Source organism: Micromonospora sp. WMMD710 (assembly GCF_029626045.1).
Classification (GTDB): domain Bacteria; phylum Actinomycetota; class Actinomycetes; order Mycobacteriales; family Micromonosporaceae; genus Micromonospora.
Map to the genome: position 1 here is coordinate 4,484,793 of NZ_JARUBD010000001.1, position 16,374 is coordinate 4,501,166.

The 16,374-nt window shown below is 66.4% G+C and carries 10 protein-coding genes; 6 read left to right on the forward strand and 4 right to left on the reverse strand.

What is annotated here, in order from left to right; all coding sequences use genetic code 11:
* The first annotated feature begins 18 nt into the window (after positions 1 to 18).
* Together O7620_RS20690 and O7620_RS20695 are read left to right on the forward strand one after the other, a co-directional pair.
* Entirely contained in the window at positions 19 to 5,355 is a 5,337-nt protein-coding gene (locus O7620_RS20690) for an ATP-binding protein (protein ID WP_278124527.1), read from the forward strand.
* A gap of 296 nt (positions 5,356 to 5,651) precedes the next feature.
* Complete coding sequence (locus tag O7620_RS20695) at positions 5,652 to 6,530, forward strand: hypothetical protein (protein WP_278124529.1); 879 nt, start codon at positions 5,652 to 5,654, stop codon at positions 6,528 to 6,530.
* 192 nt (positions 6,531 to 6,722) lie between these two features.
* Here the strand turns inward: O7620_RS20695 and O7620_RS20700 are convergent, their stop codons facing one another.
* From O7620_RS20700 to O7620_RS20710, 3 genes are all read right to left on the reverse strand, one after another.
* Positions 6,723 to 7,649 (reverse strand): IS3 family transposase, encoded by a 927-nt coding sequence (locus O7620_RS20700; protein ID WP_278124530.1) that lies wholly within the window; start codon positions 7,647 to 7,649, stop codon positions 6,723 to 6,725.
* A complete protein-coding gene (locus tag O7620_RS20705) occupies positions 7,646 to 7,957 on the reverse strand; it encodes a transposase (protein ID WP_278124533.1) in 312 nt (103 codons plus the stop codon). Before O7620_RS20705 ends, O7620_RS20700 begins: the two co-directional genes overlap by 4 nt.
* A gap of 62 nt (positions 7,958 to 8,019) precedes the next feature.
* Positions 8,020 to 8,463 carry a hypothetical protein gene (locus O7620_RS20710; protein WP_278124534.1) on the reverse strand — a complete coding sequence of 148 codons (444 nt, stop codon included), beginning with the start codon at positions 8,461 to 8,463 and terminating at the stop codon, positions 8,020 to 8,022.
* A gap of 557 nt (positions 8,464 to 9,020) precedes the next feature.
* Here O7620_RS20710 and O7620_RS20715 point away from each other — a divergent pair.
* The gene (locus tag O7620_RS20715) at positions 9,021 to 9,698 is read left to right on the forward strand and encodes an ATP-binding protein (RefSeq protein WP_278124535.1); all 678 of its coding nucleotides are present in this window, start codon (positions 9,021 to 9,023) and stop codon (positions 9,696 to 9,698) included.
* A 95-nt stretch (positions 9,699 to 9,793) separates the two neighbouring features.
* Positions 9,794 to 12,061, forward strand: coding sequence for a S8 family peptidase (locus O7620_RS20720; RefSeq protein ID WP_278124536.1), 2,268 nt, complete (start codon positions 9,794 to 9,796; stop codon positions 12,059 to 12,061).
* A 1,178-nt stretch (positions 12,062 to 13,239) separates the two neighbouring features.
* Here O7620_RS20720 and O7620_RS20725 read toward each other — a convergent pair.
* On the reverse strand, positions 13,240 to 14,001 hold the full coding sequence (locus O7620_RS20725; protein WP_278124537.1) for an abortive infection system antitoxin AbiGi family protein: 762 nt from the start codon (positions 13,999 to 14,001) through the stop codon (positions 13,240 to 13,242).
* Between the two features lie 393 nt (positions 14,002 to 14,394).
* Between O7620_RS20725 and O7620_RS20730 the strand changes: the two genes are divergently transcribed.
* The gene (locus tag O7620_RS20730) at positions 14,395 to 15,198 is read left to right on the forward strand and encodes a hypothetical protein (protein ID WP_278124538.1); all 804 of its coding nucleotides are present in this window, start codon (positions 14,395 to 14,397) and stop codon (positions 15,196 to 15,198) included.
* Between the two features lie 38 nt (positions 15,199 to 15,236).
* Positions 15,237 to 16,364 (forward strand): hypothetical protein, encoded by a 1,128-nt coding sequence (locus tag O7620_RS20735; RefSeq protein ID WP_278124540.1) that lies wholly within the window; start codon positions 15,237 to 15,239, stop codon positions 16,362 to 16,364.
* Positions 16,365 to 16,374 lie beyond the last annotated feature (10 nt).

Here is a 16,374-nt window from a genome sequence, read left to right on the forward strand (position 1 = left end):
CCCGGGGGGACAGAGCAGATGAAAGGTACCGAGCCGACTTCACGCTCCGAGGCCGACGCGCAGCTGCGTGACCGGGCCGAGCGCCTCGTCCGGGCCCAGCTGATGACCCGGGAGGATCAGGACTTCGCGCGCAGCCAGAAGAGCATGATCGGCCAGACGATGCGGGAGTACGGCGGCCGGTTCCTGTTCGAGCTGATCCAGAACGGGTACGACGCGCAGCCGCCGGACGCCGGCAGCGGGCGCATCGCGGTGGTGCTGGCGCGCGACGAGGGCACACACGGCACTCTCTACGTCGCCAACACCGGGCGCGGGTTCACCGCCAGCAACGCCCGGCGGATCCGCTCACTCGGGCTGAGCGACAAGCCGATCGGCGAGGGTATCGGCAACAAGGGTGTCGGCTTCAAGAGCGTGCTCCAGATATGCGCGACTCCGGAGGTCTACAGCACGCTGGACAGCGGAGATCCGGGGTTTTGCTTCCGGTTTGCTACCGAGGACGACGTGCCAGGGCTGGTCGGCGCCGATCCGCTGCTCACTCGGCAGATCATCGACGAGGTTTCGCTCTACAGCATCACGTTGCCAGCAGAGGGAACGCCCGCTCGGGTGGCCACGCTCTGGGCCGACGGCTATGCCACCGTGGTGCGGCTGCCGCTCGACGAGGGTGCCGTCGATGCGGTGGCCGAGCGTCTCGACGAGCTCGAAGCGTCAGAGGTGCCGCTCATGCTGTTCCTGAAGCGGCTGGAAAGTGTCACTGTCCGGAGAGAGGACGGTTCCGCCAGCGAAGAGCGGGTGCTGGCCCGGGTACGCAGCAGCGCGCCGGTGGCGGCCGATGACTTCACCTGCGACCTTGTGACGATGGACGAGGACGGCACATACCTGGTGCTGTCTCGGCGGGTCGATCCGGCCGCCTACCGGCGTGCGGTGCAGGAAGCGATCAACCGGCGTCAGCTCGACCCCAGGTATGCCGAGTCGACGGCGGCGGTCGAAGTCTCGGTCGCGGTGCCGTACGGGGCTGCGGACGCGCACGTCGGCCGGTGTTACACCTTCCTGCCGATGGGCCGTAAGGCGCCGTCACCGTTCGCGGGGCACCTCAACGCGCCGTTCTTCACCGACCTGTCCCGCACGGACATCGACGAGACGAACCCGCTGAACCGGCTGCTGCTCACCTCGGCGGCGGAACTCTGCCTCGACGCGGCCGAGGCGCTCACCGGCTGGCCGGACGACGCCGCCCCTGCGGCTGTGCTCGATCTTTTGTGCTGGGACAACGACCGTCTGGGGCTGCTCATCTCTCGCGCGGAGGAGCAGGGCCGGCCGCTGGGCGAGCGTCCGCTGCTGCCCGCGCAGGCGGCCGGCCGCTGGCTCACACCAGCTGCGGCATGGCGCTGGCCCGTACCCGACACAGGCATGCTGACCGCAGCGTTTGCGACAGCAGCCAGCGGCGCCGAGTTCCTGCGGGAGATGCCGACGCGCCGGCAGGCGCGGCTGAGGAGCCTGCTGTCGCAGCTCGGACTTGACGTGACGCCGGAGCCGGAGCGTCTGGCCGGCTGGGTCGAGCAGATGATGGCGGTGATGCAGCGCGACCGCCGCCCGATCAGCGACTGGGACCAGGCCTACGCGGACGTTGCGCGCCTCTTCGAAAAGGCGCCCGAGGCGTTGCGGGCGCGGCGCATTCTGTTGACCGACTCGGACGAGCTCGCGGCGTGCGCTGGCCGGCGGGCCGGCGAGACATCCGCGACCCGGGAGGCCGCGCCGTTCTTTCCGCCGACGACCCAGCGGATCGCCGACGAGGACGACGTCGACCCCGGCGCCGACCTGTCGCTGCCAGCGAGCCTGTCCAGCCGGCTGTTCTATCTGCACGGCGATCTGACCTGGCACGTCAACCGGCAACAGACCCCGGCGCGCAAGTTCCTGCAGGAGAATCGGCTCGTGCGCGGCTTCGAGACGCGGGGCATCCTCGAACACATCCGTGCCGTGCTCGCCGACAGCCGCGCGCAGCGGGTCGCCCGAGACGCGCTGACGTTCGTCTTTAACCTGAGCCGCAGCGGTGCCCGCATCAAGACCGACCTGGCCGCCTTGGGCCTGCGACTGCCGACTGCGAACGGCGTTTGGATGGCTGCCGGGGACTGTCTGTTCTCGTCCGACTGGCCGGGTACCACCGGCAAGGAGCTGTCCGCGATCGCGGCCACTCCAGAGGACCGATCGGCCGAGCTGTACTCGCTCGCGGGCCGGTTGCTGGCACCTCCGGCGCAGGTCATGCGAGCCGGCGACCCTGTTGCCGACTGGGTTGCCTTCCTGCGGCGCATCGGCGTTGGCGAGGTGGTGCCGCTCAGGTCTGTATCCGACGGGCGCGGGATCTACGGCAGCAACCTGACCCGCGATCGGCTTTCGGCCGTGCCCGGGCTGCCCGATCCGGTCCGCAACCAGTGGGCGAAGGTCCTGCCGACGACGTCCGCTGCATGGTATCCGTCCACCCCCTACGTGGTGAAAAGCCCGCTCTGGTGGATGCCGGGACAGGCCGACTGGGAACGGCTGACCGACCGGGTGCGCTCGCACCTGGCACGGCAGATCCTGCGCGGACTCAAGGGCGCCTGGTCGGCCGACGCCCTGACAACCGTCTGGGAACGCGACCGGCCCGGCGACAAGAACCCGCAACGGCGGTGCACGCCGCTCGGCGCGTTCCTGCGTACGGTGGCCTGGTTGCCGACGCAACGACCCGGCCAGAGCGGCGGGGCTTTCGCGACGCCGGCCGAGTGCTGGACGTTTCCGGTTCGCAGTGACGACGTGCCGCCGCGGTTCGCGACGCTGCTCGCCAAGCCGATGCGGGATCTGCTCGACGACGACCCGGCGGCGCTGCGGCGGCTGACCGAGCTGGGTCTGGGCGTGTGGGGCCGGGACGCCGATGCCCCGCGCCTGGTGCGCCACCTGGGCGCGCTCTTTCACGCCGGCGCGGTTACCGAGATGCACGTAGCGCAGTTCCACAACACGTACCGGGCGGCGTGGGCGGCCTGTGCCGCCCGTGGCGCCGAGGTGGAGCCGTTCCCGCCGGACACCCGGGGCTACCTCGTTGTCGACGTCGGCGGCTCGTCGACAGCCCTGCCGCTCGAGCCGGCCAGTGGCGACCAGGAGCCGCCCGACGTGGTAGTCGCGTCGCGGGACGACGAGCAGAGCCTGCTCCGGCTGATGGCCGACTTCGGGTGGCGGGTCCTCGAGGTGGACGCGCATCCGGAGACGGTCACCGCCATCTTGCGCCGCCGCCTCGGCGACCGGGTTTCACGTGCCAGCGGCGTCACGCCGGTCGTGCTGCTGGACGGACACGAGTTCGGCACGCCGGCCGTCGCCGGCGCCCGACCGATCGTTGGCATCCTGCCGTGGCTGCCGCTGTTCGTGGCGACGCTGCTTGAACACCAGCGCAGCCAGTTCAGCCGCCTCGGTCAGCGGGCGTTCGACGACACGCTCGACGCGTTGCGGCGGGTGCGGGTCGCCTTCGCTGGGACGGTCGAGGTGCGCCTCGGCGAGGAAACCCGGCGGCTCCCGGACCGGCTGCACGGGGTGCTGCCGATGCCGCACACCGCGCATCCCAACCTGATCGTCGAGGGTACCGAGACGGAGCTGGACTGGGACGTGCTGGAGGCGATGGCGGAGCCGCTGGCATACCTCATCGGCCGGCGGGACTACGCCCGCACCTTCCGGTGGGCCGCAGAGCGGACCCGGCGGGTCGGCGTTCCCGTCGCTCAGCTCGCCGACGACGACGTGGCCGAGATATGCGACGTCACGGCCGAGAACGTCCAGACGATGGCGCGCCGCATCCAGTCTTCTTTGCGGCCCCTACTACGTAGGCTCTATCCCGTCGTCGCGCATTACCTGGACGCCGAGTCAGCCGCGCCGTTCGACCCCGACTCACCGTCGATGGAAAGCGAACAGGAGGCCCGAGACCGGCTTACTGCGCTGGCCGACCGACTCGACCACGAGCCGGACGAGCTGTTTGCCGCCGCGCTCGACGCTCCGACGCTCGCGGCGCTCCAGCAGCAGCTGAAGATACCCGTACGCGAACTCAACGCCACCCTGTCCGGCATGGGCGGGCGCTATCCGCTCATCGACTACGGCGCGCAGCACTCCGAGGACTTCGCCGACTACGTACGCCACCATCGCGACTCCCTGCTTGACCGGCTGCGCTGGCATCGGTGGGACCGCTTCGCGGCCGGCGACCCCCAGCCGGACTGGCCCCAGCTCCGGCGGGTTGAGCTGCTCGCCCCGGACGCGGACTGGGGCACCACCGTCGACGTCCTCTCGACCGATCTCATGGCGGCGCGCGTCGAGGAGGAACTCACAGCGCGGCTGGGCGAACAGCCGCCAGAAAGCGGCCCCCCTCTGCCGCGCCGCAGCGACTGCGCCAAGGTCAACGCCGAGCTGGTCGACACCGCCGCCGGCAGGCTGACCAAGCTCGTGCGCGCCTGGCTCGAACGGCACAGCCGCCCGGTCCCCGCGCCGTGGACGGACGAGGCGTCGGCAGGCCCGGCGCTGCGCGCAACGCTCGACTCGGCCGGCGCGCTCGACTTCGCCATGCTGAGGCTTCCGGACGTACTCCGCTGGCTGCAAACGCTCGGCGTCTGGCCGACGGACATGCCCGCGACCGACGACGTTGACGCGCTTGGTCTCACCCCCGACGACCTCGACCGCCAGAAAGCCGAGGAGCGGCAGCAACGCGCCGAACGGGAACGGCAGCGGCGGACCGTGAACATCGACGACAAGCCATTCGACCTGGACGACGGCTTCACCTCGCTACGCGCGGCTCTCGACAATTCGCTGGACCGAACACCCGCGTTCCTGGCCACTCCACGCAGGTTCATCGGCCTCAAGGCAACCGACGCTCGGTCCGGCCCCGGCGGCCGGATCGCGGGTGGCGGCTTCGGCGGCGGTGGGTTCGCGTCCGAGCTGTCAAGCCTGCAAAAGCTGGGGGTGGGTTTCGCTGGCGAGTGGTTCGCTTATCGATGGCTGGAGCGGCAGTACGGCGCCGACTTCAGCCCGGAATGCTGGGTGTCGGGATACCGTGAGCGGGTCTTCCCCGGCACTGGTGACGACAGCCTGGGCTGGGACTTTGAAGTCCCCGGCCGGCGCGGCACCTGGTACTACGAGGTCAAGGCCACCCTCGCCGAGGGCGGTCGAATCGAGCTGGGCGAGACTCAGGTCATCGCGGCGCAGGAGAACGCCCGGAACCGGCGGTGGCGGCTCCTAGTGATCACCAACGTCATGAATGAGAACCGCCAAATCCGTATGCTCCCGAACCCGTTCGACCCGGCGAGCCGCGGCCGGTATCGCTTCGTCGGCCAGGGTCTGCGTCTGGAGTACCGCTGGTCGTGACCGCCGGCATCTACACGGGTATCCCTGAACTTCGTTGTGGCGTAGAGTTACTGAGCGGCTTCGGTTCGTGTGACCGAACGCTTCTTAACCACGCCGCCCTGCAGTAGCGGAGCCCGACATCGGCCGATGATGTCGAAGGGCTGAGACCCCGCCAGCGGCAGCGCTCACGGCTCTCCCACGCGCTCACGCATGAGCCGGTCGTTCTTGCTGTCCTTCCCGCCGCAGGCTGCCTGCCGGTCATTGACCAGGCCGTGTTGGAAGCCGCACTGGTGTGCCCTCCTGCCGAGGAGTGTCCGATGGATGTGTTCCGCCCCGGCCTCGAGCCGTTGTCGTCGAAACGGTGGCTTGCCCGCCGTTTCCCGTACCGTGAGGAGCTGATCGCCGACCTACGCCACCGCATCCGCCGCGCTCCTGCGCCGATCACCGTGTGGCCGCCGAATCCGCGACACTTCGGCCACGCTATCGAGAAGACCTTCGCACTCGACCTGTGCGACACCCCGCCGTACCCACACCTGTTCGCCAGCCTGCCCAAGACCGAGCGCCAGACCCTCCTCACCACCGCCGGATACCGGCCCGACCGCCGGAGAGGCGACGCGGCGTGGCGCAGGACCAACTCTGAAGTGCCAGGTGCCCGGCTGCTCACGGTGGGCAGCGTGCTCACCATCCTCGAACAAGCCCTGCGACAGCTTCCGATCAGCACGCCGGACGGGGTCCATGCCGCGCTGCAAGGTCCGCTGCGGCATCGCCGGACCATCGCCATCTGCGCGACCGCGACCCGTGCCGCCCGACCAGCATTTGCCGCCTTCTGGGCCAGCTACCTCAGCGGATTCCGTGCTGCGCTACGTAGCTACGGCCCCCTAACCGCCGGTCCCGCTCTACTCGATGGGCTGAGGGTCGCCGACCTACTCGCCGGCGCCACGATCGTGGAAGTCAAGACCGGCCACCTCACCGAGACCCACCAGTTCGAGGGTCTCATCGACCAGGTCCTTACCTACACACTGCTCGCCGCTGTGAGCGGTTACCAGGTCTCCGCGGTTGCGGCGTACCTGGCCCGCTACCACGTACTTGCCCGCTACCCGATTGATGCACTCACCACCGAGTTGGCCGGCGGACCTGTCGACACCACCGAAGCCGGCAACCACCTCGCCACCCTCATCCGGGCCGAGTATCCATAAGCCGCCGCAGCGCTATACGAGACGGCTGCGCAACGGTCCCACTCGGGGCGGTGAGGCGGAAGCCCGCAGGATCGTGCCGGCCCCAAACCTGATGCCGAGGCAGGGCTCGGGCTTCTTCCGTTTGGGGTTCTCGGGCCAGGCCTTTGGGCTCGGTGAACAGCTTGAGCTTCCCCCGCTTTGATGGAGGGGTGTTTACCTGCTGCCGGCCGGTGCAGGGGTGACGCTATCTGGCTCGGTCAGGTTGGTCTGTTGGTGGTGCCAGGTGGTCTCGTACTCGTCGGGGCTGAGGTCGCCCAGTTCTTTCTGGATGCGGCGGGTGTTATACCAGCCGTCGATGTAGGCGAAGATCGCGTTCTCGGCCTCGTCGCGGGTCCGCCAGCTTGTGCGGTAGACGAGTTCGATTTTCAGCGTTGACCAGAAGTTCTCCATCAGCGCGTTGTCGTAGGAGTCGCCGACGGAGCCCATCGAGGGCAGGATTCCGTTGTCCTGTAAGCGTTGCGTGAAGCGGAAAGACGTGTAGTTGGACCCGCGATCTGAGTGGTGGATCAGTTGCCCATCGCGGACATCGCGCGACCAGATGCCATATTCGAGGGCGGCGAGGATCAGGTCGGTGTCGCAGCGGTCAGACGTCTTCCACCCCACGATCCGGCGGGAGAACACGTCGCGGACCGCGGCGAGCCAGAACACGCCCTGACCGCAGGGGACGCGGGTGGCGTCGGCGACCCAGAGCCGGTTCGGCCCCGTCGCGGTGAACTGCCGGTTGACCAGGTCCGGTGCCGGCGTCGCCCGTAGGTCCTGTCGGGTGGAGCCGCCGCGCCAGCCTCGACGCAGGAACGCGCCCTGCCAACCCTGGGCGGCCATCAGCCGCTCGACGCGCTTGCGGCCGACGTGGATGCCATCACGGCGTAGCTGCCGGTGGACCCGGTCCACGCCATAGGTATGCCCGGACGTCGTCCAGATCTCGTAGATGTTCGACAGCAGGCCCAGGTCGACCACGTCGCGGTCGCAGGGCTGCTCGGCCTGCTTAACCCACGCGTAGTACGTCGAGGCGCCGATGTTCAGGACCCGTAGCAGGAGCGCGACCGCGAACTGGTCACGATGTTCATGGATGAACCTCATGACCGTCGCCGGGTCGGGTCGAGCTCCGCCGCGAAATACGCACTCGCGGCCTTCAAAATCTCATTCGCCCGGCGCAGCTCCGCGTTCTCCTTCAGCAGCCGGCGGTTCTCGGCCAGCATGTCGCTGCTGGGCCGATCGTCGCGCTCGCCCGCGTCGGCCTCGGCCTGCCGGATCCAGTTCCGCAACGCCTCGTGATGCACACCCAACTGCTCAGCCAGACGCCGGATCACGGGCTTCGGGTCCGACTCGCGGTACAAACGCACAGCGCGCTGACGCAGCTCATCGGGGTACTTCTTCGGTGCCGCCACAGAAACTTCCTCCCCATGGCCATCAGACCATGATTACGAAGCTCCATGAAAACGGGGGTAGCTCAGCTGGGCTGCCTCCAGCACTGCAGGCGCCGGTTGGTGCGGACGAAGGCCCTCTTCAGGCCAGACTGCGGGTCGATGCCTGGCAGGTTGGAAGAAGGCGACGTCCTGCAGTCCGACAATGGCGCCCAGACGGTCGTGCTCCTGCCGAGAACATCCCTTGCGAGGCGGTTGGTGTGCAACTGGAGCGTGGCGTCGCCGGTCTCCTTCTTGTCCGGGTCGGGTCGGACACCGGCCCCGACCTCGGCGCCGTTGCGCAGGCGGACGATGATGTTGAGGTCGTCGTGAAAGCGGACCACGCTGTCGTCGGCCAGGTCGGACTCGCGTGCGAGGCCGAAGTAGTGCTCCAGGGTCGCCAGGTGATTCGTAACGAGCCGGAGCACTCGGACCAGTGGTGGGCCTATGCGATGTTCGGCGGGGACAGCCTTGCTGATCCGGTGCATCACCGCAATGATGGTGGCGCTGGCCGGATGAAGCCTCTGCCCCGCAGGCTCCTTACGACCGAACCGCGACGGCCCTGCCACCTGTCTTGGCTCTAAGCTTGGTCGGCAAGTGGGGAAATCGCGAAGGTCGCGATACTCAAGATCATTTTTGGTCATGTCGCACAGGGAAGTCAGTCGTTGACGCTAGGGTCAGGTCAGCGTCTGCGGCGGCTTCATGCACGGCAGCTGGGGGAGGTGCGGCGTACGTGGCGACAGCTGATCAAGTCAAGGCCCTGGTCAGAAGTCATGGCGAGGGTGACGATGCCCGCTTCTACTCGGTAGCCCTGCAGGTAGCCGCGAAGGCCGCTCGAAGCGGTCAAGCGCACTTCGCCCAAGAGCTGCGAGATCTAGTCGATGGACTCCGAGCAACTTCTGAGAGGGCAGACAGGCCAGTTAGCCGCCCGGTTCCTGTCGCTCGACCACGAGGTGAGCTAGCTGACCTCCTGAGCGTCGCCTACCCGACCACGCGTTTGGCAGACCTCGCGCTGGAGCCGGAAGTTCGGCAACGGTTGGAGCGTGTCTTGCTTGAGCAGCGACAGCAAGACAGACTCCGAGAACACGGCTTCGACCCTCTGCGTCGCCTCCTACTAGTCGGCCCGCCCGGGACCGGAAAGACGATGACGGCGCGCAGCCTCGCCGGCGAGCTTCGACTACCACTCTTCACCATCCGCCTGGACGCCCTGATCACCAAGATGATGGGCGAGACGGCCGCAAAGCTGCGGCTTGTGTTCGATGCGCTAGCGGAGACCCGGGGAATCTACCTGTTCGATGAGGTCGACGCTCTTGGGGGAGAGCGCTCCAGGACCAACGATGTCGGTGAGATCAGACGCGTGTTGAACTCCTTCTTGCAGTTCTTAGACCAGCAGGACTCGGACAGCCTCTTGGTGGCCGCGTCGAACCACCCTCAACTGCTCGACCGCGCGCTGTTCCGGAGGTTCGACCTCGTTGTCGGGTATCCGCTACCCACGCCCGAGGTCAGCAGGGCTGTTATCCGCAATCGGTTGGCTACTATGGGGCCCAAAAAGTGGGCGTGGAGTGCTATCGACGAGGCCGCAGCAGGCCTGAGTCACGCCGAGATCACAGTCGCCTGCGAACTAGCCGCCAAGGAGGCCATCCTGTCTGGTCAGCAGCACGTCACTCCTGCCATCCTGGCGGCAGCCCTGCGAGATCGGCAGAACATGGCCCACGAGAAGCAGTAAAGATGGCCCCTCGAAACCGCCCCCATCTCCTCCTCACGCGAGCCGCCACTGCCGAGCCATACCGCCGCCCCGGAAGCGGGGGCGACAACGGCACCGTGGCGGCACCCTCGGATCGTCAGGCTCACGCGCAACGGCTCTCCGAGCAACTGAGAGAAGTCGACATAGCCGCACAGGCTAGGCGTGCGGAACGAGAGGCGACCGTCGAAGGAGCAATCGACGGCCTGTATCTAGTGTTCGAGAGCTTTCCTGGCGTCGGCCTAGCACTCCAATCGCTGGAATCGCAGCGCAGGGGTCTCCAACCAGAACTGGTCTCGGTCCATGAAGTCGAAACGCCAACAGGACCGGTGGAGCAGGCGACCGTCTTCGTCCCAGACGGCAAACTTGGTCACTTCTTCTCCAAGCTCGAGGGCTACGCTGAGACCACTAATGACGCCAAGCCGAAGAACGCCAACCTCGTCGACCGGATCGCAGCGGTTAGGCTAGCTTCAGTCGAGGCGCTATGGACCGATCCGCCAGAGCAATTTCCAGAGCCGGATGCCCGCGTCTGGTGGGAAGTGTGGCTGCGTCGCCGCGACGGCAACGAGATCGGCCGTCTTCAGCAGTTCGCCGAGCGGGCGGGAGTCCGGATGGGTCCGCGTACCCTGGGCTTCTCGGACCGAACGGTCGTCTTGGTCGAAGCGACCGCCCGGGATCTGGCAACCGCCCTAGACGTGCTCGATGACCTCGCTGAGCTACGTCAACCTCATGAACTCGCGCAACAAATTGCCTCTGAGCCCGCCAGCGAACAGCGTGAGTGGGTAGACCAACTCGTCGACCGAACAAGCGCCGCTTCAGCCGAAGCCCCCACCGTATGCATCCTCGATACCGGTGTTCACAAAAACCATGCGCTCTTGGAACACTCACTCGACCTAACCGACTGCCACTCTTGCGATCCGAATTGGCGGCTTGACGACCACGGTGGCCATGGTACAGAGATGGCCGGCCTCGCTCTCTATGGCGATCTTGGCAAGGTCATACGATCAGCGGGACCAGTAAAGCTTCGGCACCGCCTAGAGTCTGTCAAGCTGGTACCGCCGCCTCCTCAGGCGCATCCACCCGAGCTGCATGGTGCAGTTACCGCCACAGCGGCGAGCCTTGTGGAGGTTCAAGCGCCTGCGCGTCGCCGGGTATTCTCGATGGCTGTTACGGCAAAAGGAGGACCGGTCCAAGAGGACGGCAGCCGCCGTCGCGTGACGGGCGAACCGACGTCGTGGTCTGCAGCTGTCGATGCGCTCGCGGCCGGAAGAAGCATCGACGTCACCGACAACGGCTTGGTCTATCTTGACCAGGCCGAGGAGGCAGCTCGTCGCCTCTTCCTCATTAGCGCCGGGAACGTGGAGCGCACCAAGTTCCAGCAGGACTACCTGACCCGAAACGATGTCGAGCCGGTCGAGGACCCCGGACAAGCGTGGAACGCGTTGACCGTGGGGGCCTACACAAGCCTGGATAATCTCGCATCCGCAGGGCAAATGTGGGACGGCTGGATACCGCTTGCCCCCCGCGGTGAGCTATCACCACACAGCCGAACTTCCGTCCCGTTCAGCCGTAGGTGGCCGGTCAAGCCCGACATCGTGCTCGAAGGCGGCAACGTCGCCTGCTCGCCCGCGGGAACGAGCTATGACACTCCAGAGGCCCTGCAGGTGCTGACCACCCGACACCCGGGCGTCGATGCACGCCTCCTCACAACCACCTGCGCAACCAGCGCCGCCACAGCCCAGGCTGCTCACCTAGCCGCATCGATCCTTGCTGACTACCCGACACTTTGGCCTGAGACGGTTCGTGCCCTGATCGTCCATTCTGCGGAGTGGACGACTGCCATGCAGCAGCGCGTCGACCGAGCCCGCAGGGTAGGCAAGGCCGCGGTCCATCAGCTCCACAGACGATACGGAATGGGCCTACCCAGCCTAGATCGTGCGACCCGCAGCGCAAGCGACGCACTCACCCTTATCGTTCAGGACACAATCCACCCTTACCGCGACGGAACCATGAGGGAGATGCACCTTCACGACCTGCCATGGCCCACTGACGTCCTGACAGGACTCGGAGCCGCGCAGGTCAGGATGCGCGTGACATTGTCGTACTTCATCGAGCCCAACCCCGGACGCCGCGGTTGGCAACGGAGATACAGCTACGCATCCCACGGCCTTCGCTTCGACATCCGGCGGCCTACAGAGTCCACTGAACTCTTCCGCAAGCGCATTAATCAACGCGCGCTAGCCGAAGAGGAGCGCCGACCGAGTAGCACCAATGACGCCAAGCAGTGGATCTTCGGGAGTAATCAACGAACCGCAGGCTCCCTCCATACCGATATCTGGGAAGGATAAGCGGCGGATCTCGCCGGGTGCGGCGCCATAGCCATCTTCCCCGTGACTGGATGGTGGAAGGAGAACCCCAAGCGTGACGGCAGCGACTCCGGCGCACGCTACGCTCTCGCCGTATCCATCGAGACCCCGGAACAAGACGTCGACATTTGGACACCCGTCGCCCAGCAGGTCGGCGTTCCCGTCGCAATCCAAGTCTGATCGGACTCATTCCTGCCTGCGCGTCCCCCGCAAGAGCCCGCGGGCTTGACCAAGCCCGCAGCAGGAGCGCGGCCAATCGCACGCACCGCCTCGATTGCTGACCTCCTGCGAGCGAGCCCCGCCACACCACAGGACGAGTACGACCAACTCCGTGCCGCCCTGCACAACAACCGCCCAGAGCGGCCTCGCCCTGCAGAACCGGACCGGCCACCCCGACTTCGCCCAATATCTCACCGGACGAGCCCTCCGGGTCGGTCACCACCACCCGGCACGCGCAGCCAAACCCGTCACGCTGCTGGCCCCGGCTCTCTCGGCACCGTAGACTGACGCGGCGCAGCAACTTCGCCGGATTCCGGCATGAACGCGTCGGACCGACCAAAGTACGGCCTGAGCAGGACTTACGTCAGCTCTGCTGATCTTCAGCAAGCGACCACAGCAACGCGCGTGTGCGACCCACTGAAGTGAATACAAAATAGGAACCCGCAGGTCATCAGCATATGGGTTCAGATAGAGCGTCGTCTTAGGAAACCGATGCTCTATCCCCTGAGCTACGGGGGCGCGAGTGGCCAGTCTAGCGACCTGCGGGTCGACCCGCGTGGGCAGGGAGTGACCCCCGTTGACCTGCGTTGACCCGGCGGGCCGGCCCAACCGACGACCACACGCGGATCACACCGGACGGGTCTGCGACCATGATCATTGGCCCCGGTTGACCTGAAGTGGCACGGATTGACCCGGGGTGACCTCCGCTGGAGACCACACGGCGACCACATCAGCAAGATCAATAAGGGCTTACCGGCAGCATTCACCTCGCCCTCGCCTGACCACTCCCTCGTTGTGACCTCGCCACCCACGACGCCTTCGCAACAAGGGCGCTCATCCCCGCGGCCGAGGTGTCCGGCACCGGCTTCAGCACTCGGTCGCCCGCTGCAAGACGTTCTCTGGCACTGGCGTCGTGCGGCACTCGGCGGACGTATCGCCTCTCAGCCGGCTTCGGGAAAGGGGCCGATCTGCTCTTCGCTAATTTGAGCCAGTTCCGCGATCATGCGCTCAAGTCCCCAGTGAGGGTCGAGGATGGGCCGCCTCCCCCACGCATCGTGGATCTGCCTGAGTTCCTCACGAAGGTGCTCGTGGTCGTCGGCGGGCGCGAAGATCGCCACAATCCTGCTCGGGAAGCTGAGGTTGAAATCGCCAACGTGCCGCCACTCCCGTTCCCACCAGAACTCTTTGCGGCGGTACGTCGTCGGCCCCATCTGCTCGAAGAACGGGGTGACCTTGAAGATCGGCTCCTCGCTGAGTGCCTCGGGGTCAACCTTTCCATCGGTAGTGGCACGGCGTACGGCATCTTTGATCATGGCGTTTACTGAGGTAATCGGCCACGGACGGCCGGGTGTGATGTCCGAGTACCAGACCGGATTACACCCGCCCTTGCGGGCAGTGGTCTTCGTAAGGGCCAACCCGTAGGGCTGGAAACGCACGGAACGTCCATCGATGTGCTCCAACATCATCCATGCGTGTTCGAGTGGCGTTTCGGTGAAGCAGACCGCCTTCTGGGTTGCCCCGACGGCAAGGTACGGCTCCTGCGGGGCAGCAGGACCGAATGCGGTGCGAGCCTCGATAACACCGCTCCCCACCATGGCTAGGAGGTTCTGGCGCGCGGTTGCGTCGGGGCGGTCACGGGTTAGGTGTATCAGGAAAGTCGACAGGTCGGTTCGCCGGTGCAGCAGTTCCTCGATCAGAGCCACGACTCCACATTGCTACACCAGCCATCCGCCCTAGAACGGACCCCCACGGGATGGCACGCACGCCCAGCTCACCAGGGTTCGATCCAACATCACCTGCCGCGGGAGATCGCCACACCGGGCCTCCGACCGCGCACAGCCCGCAACAACGGCTGCTACGCCCACTCCGACCGCCGACGCGGAAACTCCCCGCCTATCCGGTTTCAGGCTCACGTGTCGAGGGTCCCCCTGAACTATGGCCGCATCTCCTGTCGGCCTCAGACAGGCCGCAGAGACGACCAGTGTGGCGCGACGGCGACCACAGGCGGGCGAGCGGTGAGAGCGACACACCAACGACACGCTCTCGGGAAAACACAGGAACTTGCTGGAAGAGTCCGGGGACTATAGTCTCCCGGAGTGGCCGAGCCAATGGACCTTCTTGAGCAGCGAATCGGCGCCCTCCGCGCCGAGGTGCGGCGGACCGTGATGGCCGGCGACCGCGCGCGAGCGAAGCGACTACGCGCGGAGCTGCGCGCGGTCGAAGCAGAATGGGACGTGGCCATCCTTGCCATTACCGGGCACGACCCGGGCGAGGATCTGGAAGCGAAGGCTCCAACAGCGTCGTTGCTTCCAGTACGCGAGCAGGTGCACCAGGTGCTGACATTCCTGACCGTGCCTGCGGCACCGAAGATGATCGTGGCGCTCCACGCGGCACTGTTCGCTGGGGCGCTCACCGGGACGCAGCTGACGAGCCTGCGTCGCGACGAAGCCAATTCATTCAAGGCTGCACCTTATGGCCGGCCCTACTACCTGTGCGCCGTCCTGACGGCTGATCATCTGTCGCCGGCACGCGGTCTGCTAGCGGTCTCCACCTGGCCGCTGGCCGAGAGGATTGCTGGCCCGCTGAGCCAGAGAGTTCACTTCCTTACCGCCGCCGTCCGTCTGGCGGAGCACCTGAGCCAGTCCGACTTGGCGACACTCCCAGCACAACGCCTGCTGTGGGAGTTCGCGTCCAACATCCCTGGCGGCGCCAGGTCCTTCGGAACGATGAAGCCGAACATTGTCCAACGTGCAGCGTTGGCGGAGCTTCAGGTACACCACGATGCCGATCTGTCGCACCGCGAAGCGGCTGCCCGGCGAGCACTCAATCAGCTTGACGATTCTCAGCAGATGTTCGGCGTCGCCTTGAAGCTGGCAACCGCGACCACCAAGGGCCAGTAGGTCTGCCGAATTCGCAACTCCACGCGAAGGAAGAGCACGTGAACGAACTTACGGCGCGTCTCGACGCGCTGCGGGGGTCAGGTAAACGCAAGGGCTTGGATGCCAGGGCAATCGCCGCCCTGACCGGCAATCCGGCCTGCCATCGCCGCGCGCTGCTCGACGCGGCTGGAATCAACAAAAGTGATCTTGCGGCAGCGATCGACTTTCCTATGCCGGCCGACCAGTCCCAGTTCGCGATCACTCGAGGAAACTCGTTCGAAGCCCAGGTCAAAGCCAACGGGTGCGCTCAGCTGCTGACGCTACTCCGAGCGGTCCTCGGATTCACCCTCCCTGAGGTGTCCTACGACGATCTCAAGAGTGTGGGAGGGAACGACAGCTTCTCCGTCCGCCACCGACACACCGCACAAGTGCTGATTCGGGCAGCTGCTTTAAGCGACGAAGCGGGAACCTTCTTCGACGGACCGGTACTGGAGCTTGATGTTGCCGGATACAAGGTGCACCTCGAACCTGATCTGGTTGCCTTCCGTGCTAACGGAAAGTTTCACGTGGTGGAAATCAAGTCCTTCGCGATAATCGACGGGCAGGCCGCAGACAGCAGTGTGGCGGCTGCCGAGGTGCAGGCCGCGGTCTACGTGCACGCCATGCGGGAACTGCTGCGCTCACGCGGCCTCGACGAAGGAATGGTCTCCAGCCATGCGGTCCTTGTCTGCCCTAAGGACTTCACCAACCGGCCGGTGGCCGTCAAGATCGACGTAACGAATCAGGTGGCAGCCGTGCGACGGCAGCTCACCCGGATGCGGCGTCTCGACAGCATCGTCGCTGACGTTTCTCGTGGAGCGACGCTCGACCGGTGGCGCGACCAGGACCAACTCGACCTCAGACCGGCGGCCGAACTCATACGGGCTCTGCGCGAGGTCCAGGCTCACTACGTGCCTCAGTGTTTCAGGGTGTGCGAGCTGGCGAAGTTTTGCCGCAACGATGAACGGGGCTCGACTGCCGCGCTGGGCCGGCAGGTGCGCGGAGAGCTGGGCGGCCTGGAATCGGTGGCCGAGGCGGTCGGGCTGGCCATGGGAGTTCGGCGCCCGGCCGCAGACCAGGTCGAGCAGGCGCAGATGCTCCAACTGGCAAACAGCTACCGCGCGGCGGCTCTCGGGGGTGCAGCATGACTGTGCTGAC

Coding starts and splice junctions, on each gene's coding strand:
- O7620_RS20690 (WP_278124527.1), top strand. CDS start 19: ATGAAAGGTACCGAGCCGACTTCACGCTCCGAGGCCGACGCGCAGCTG.
- O7620_RS20695 (WP_278124529.1), top strand. CDS start 5,652: ATGGATGTGTTCCGCCCCGGCCTCGAGCCGTTGTCGTCGAAACGGTGG.
- O7620_RS20700 (WP_278124530.1), bottom strand. CDS start 7,649: ATGAGGTTCATCCATGAACATCGTGACCAGTTCGCGGTCGCGCTCCTG.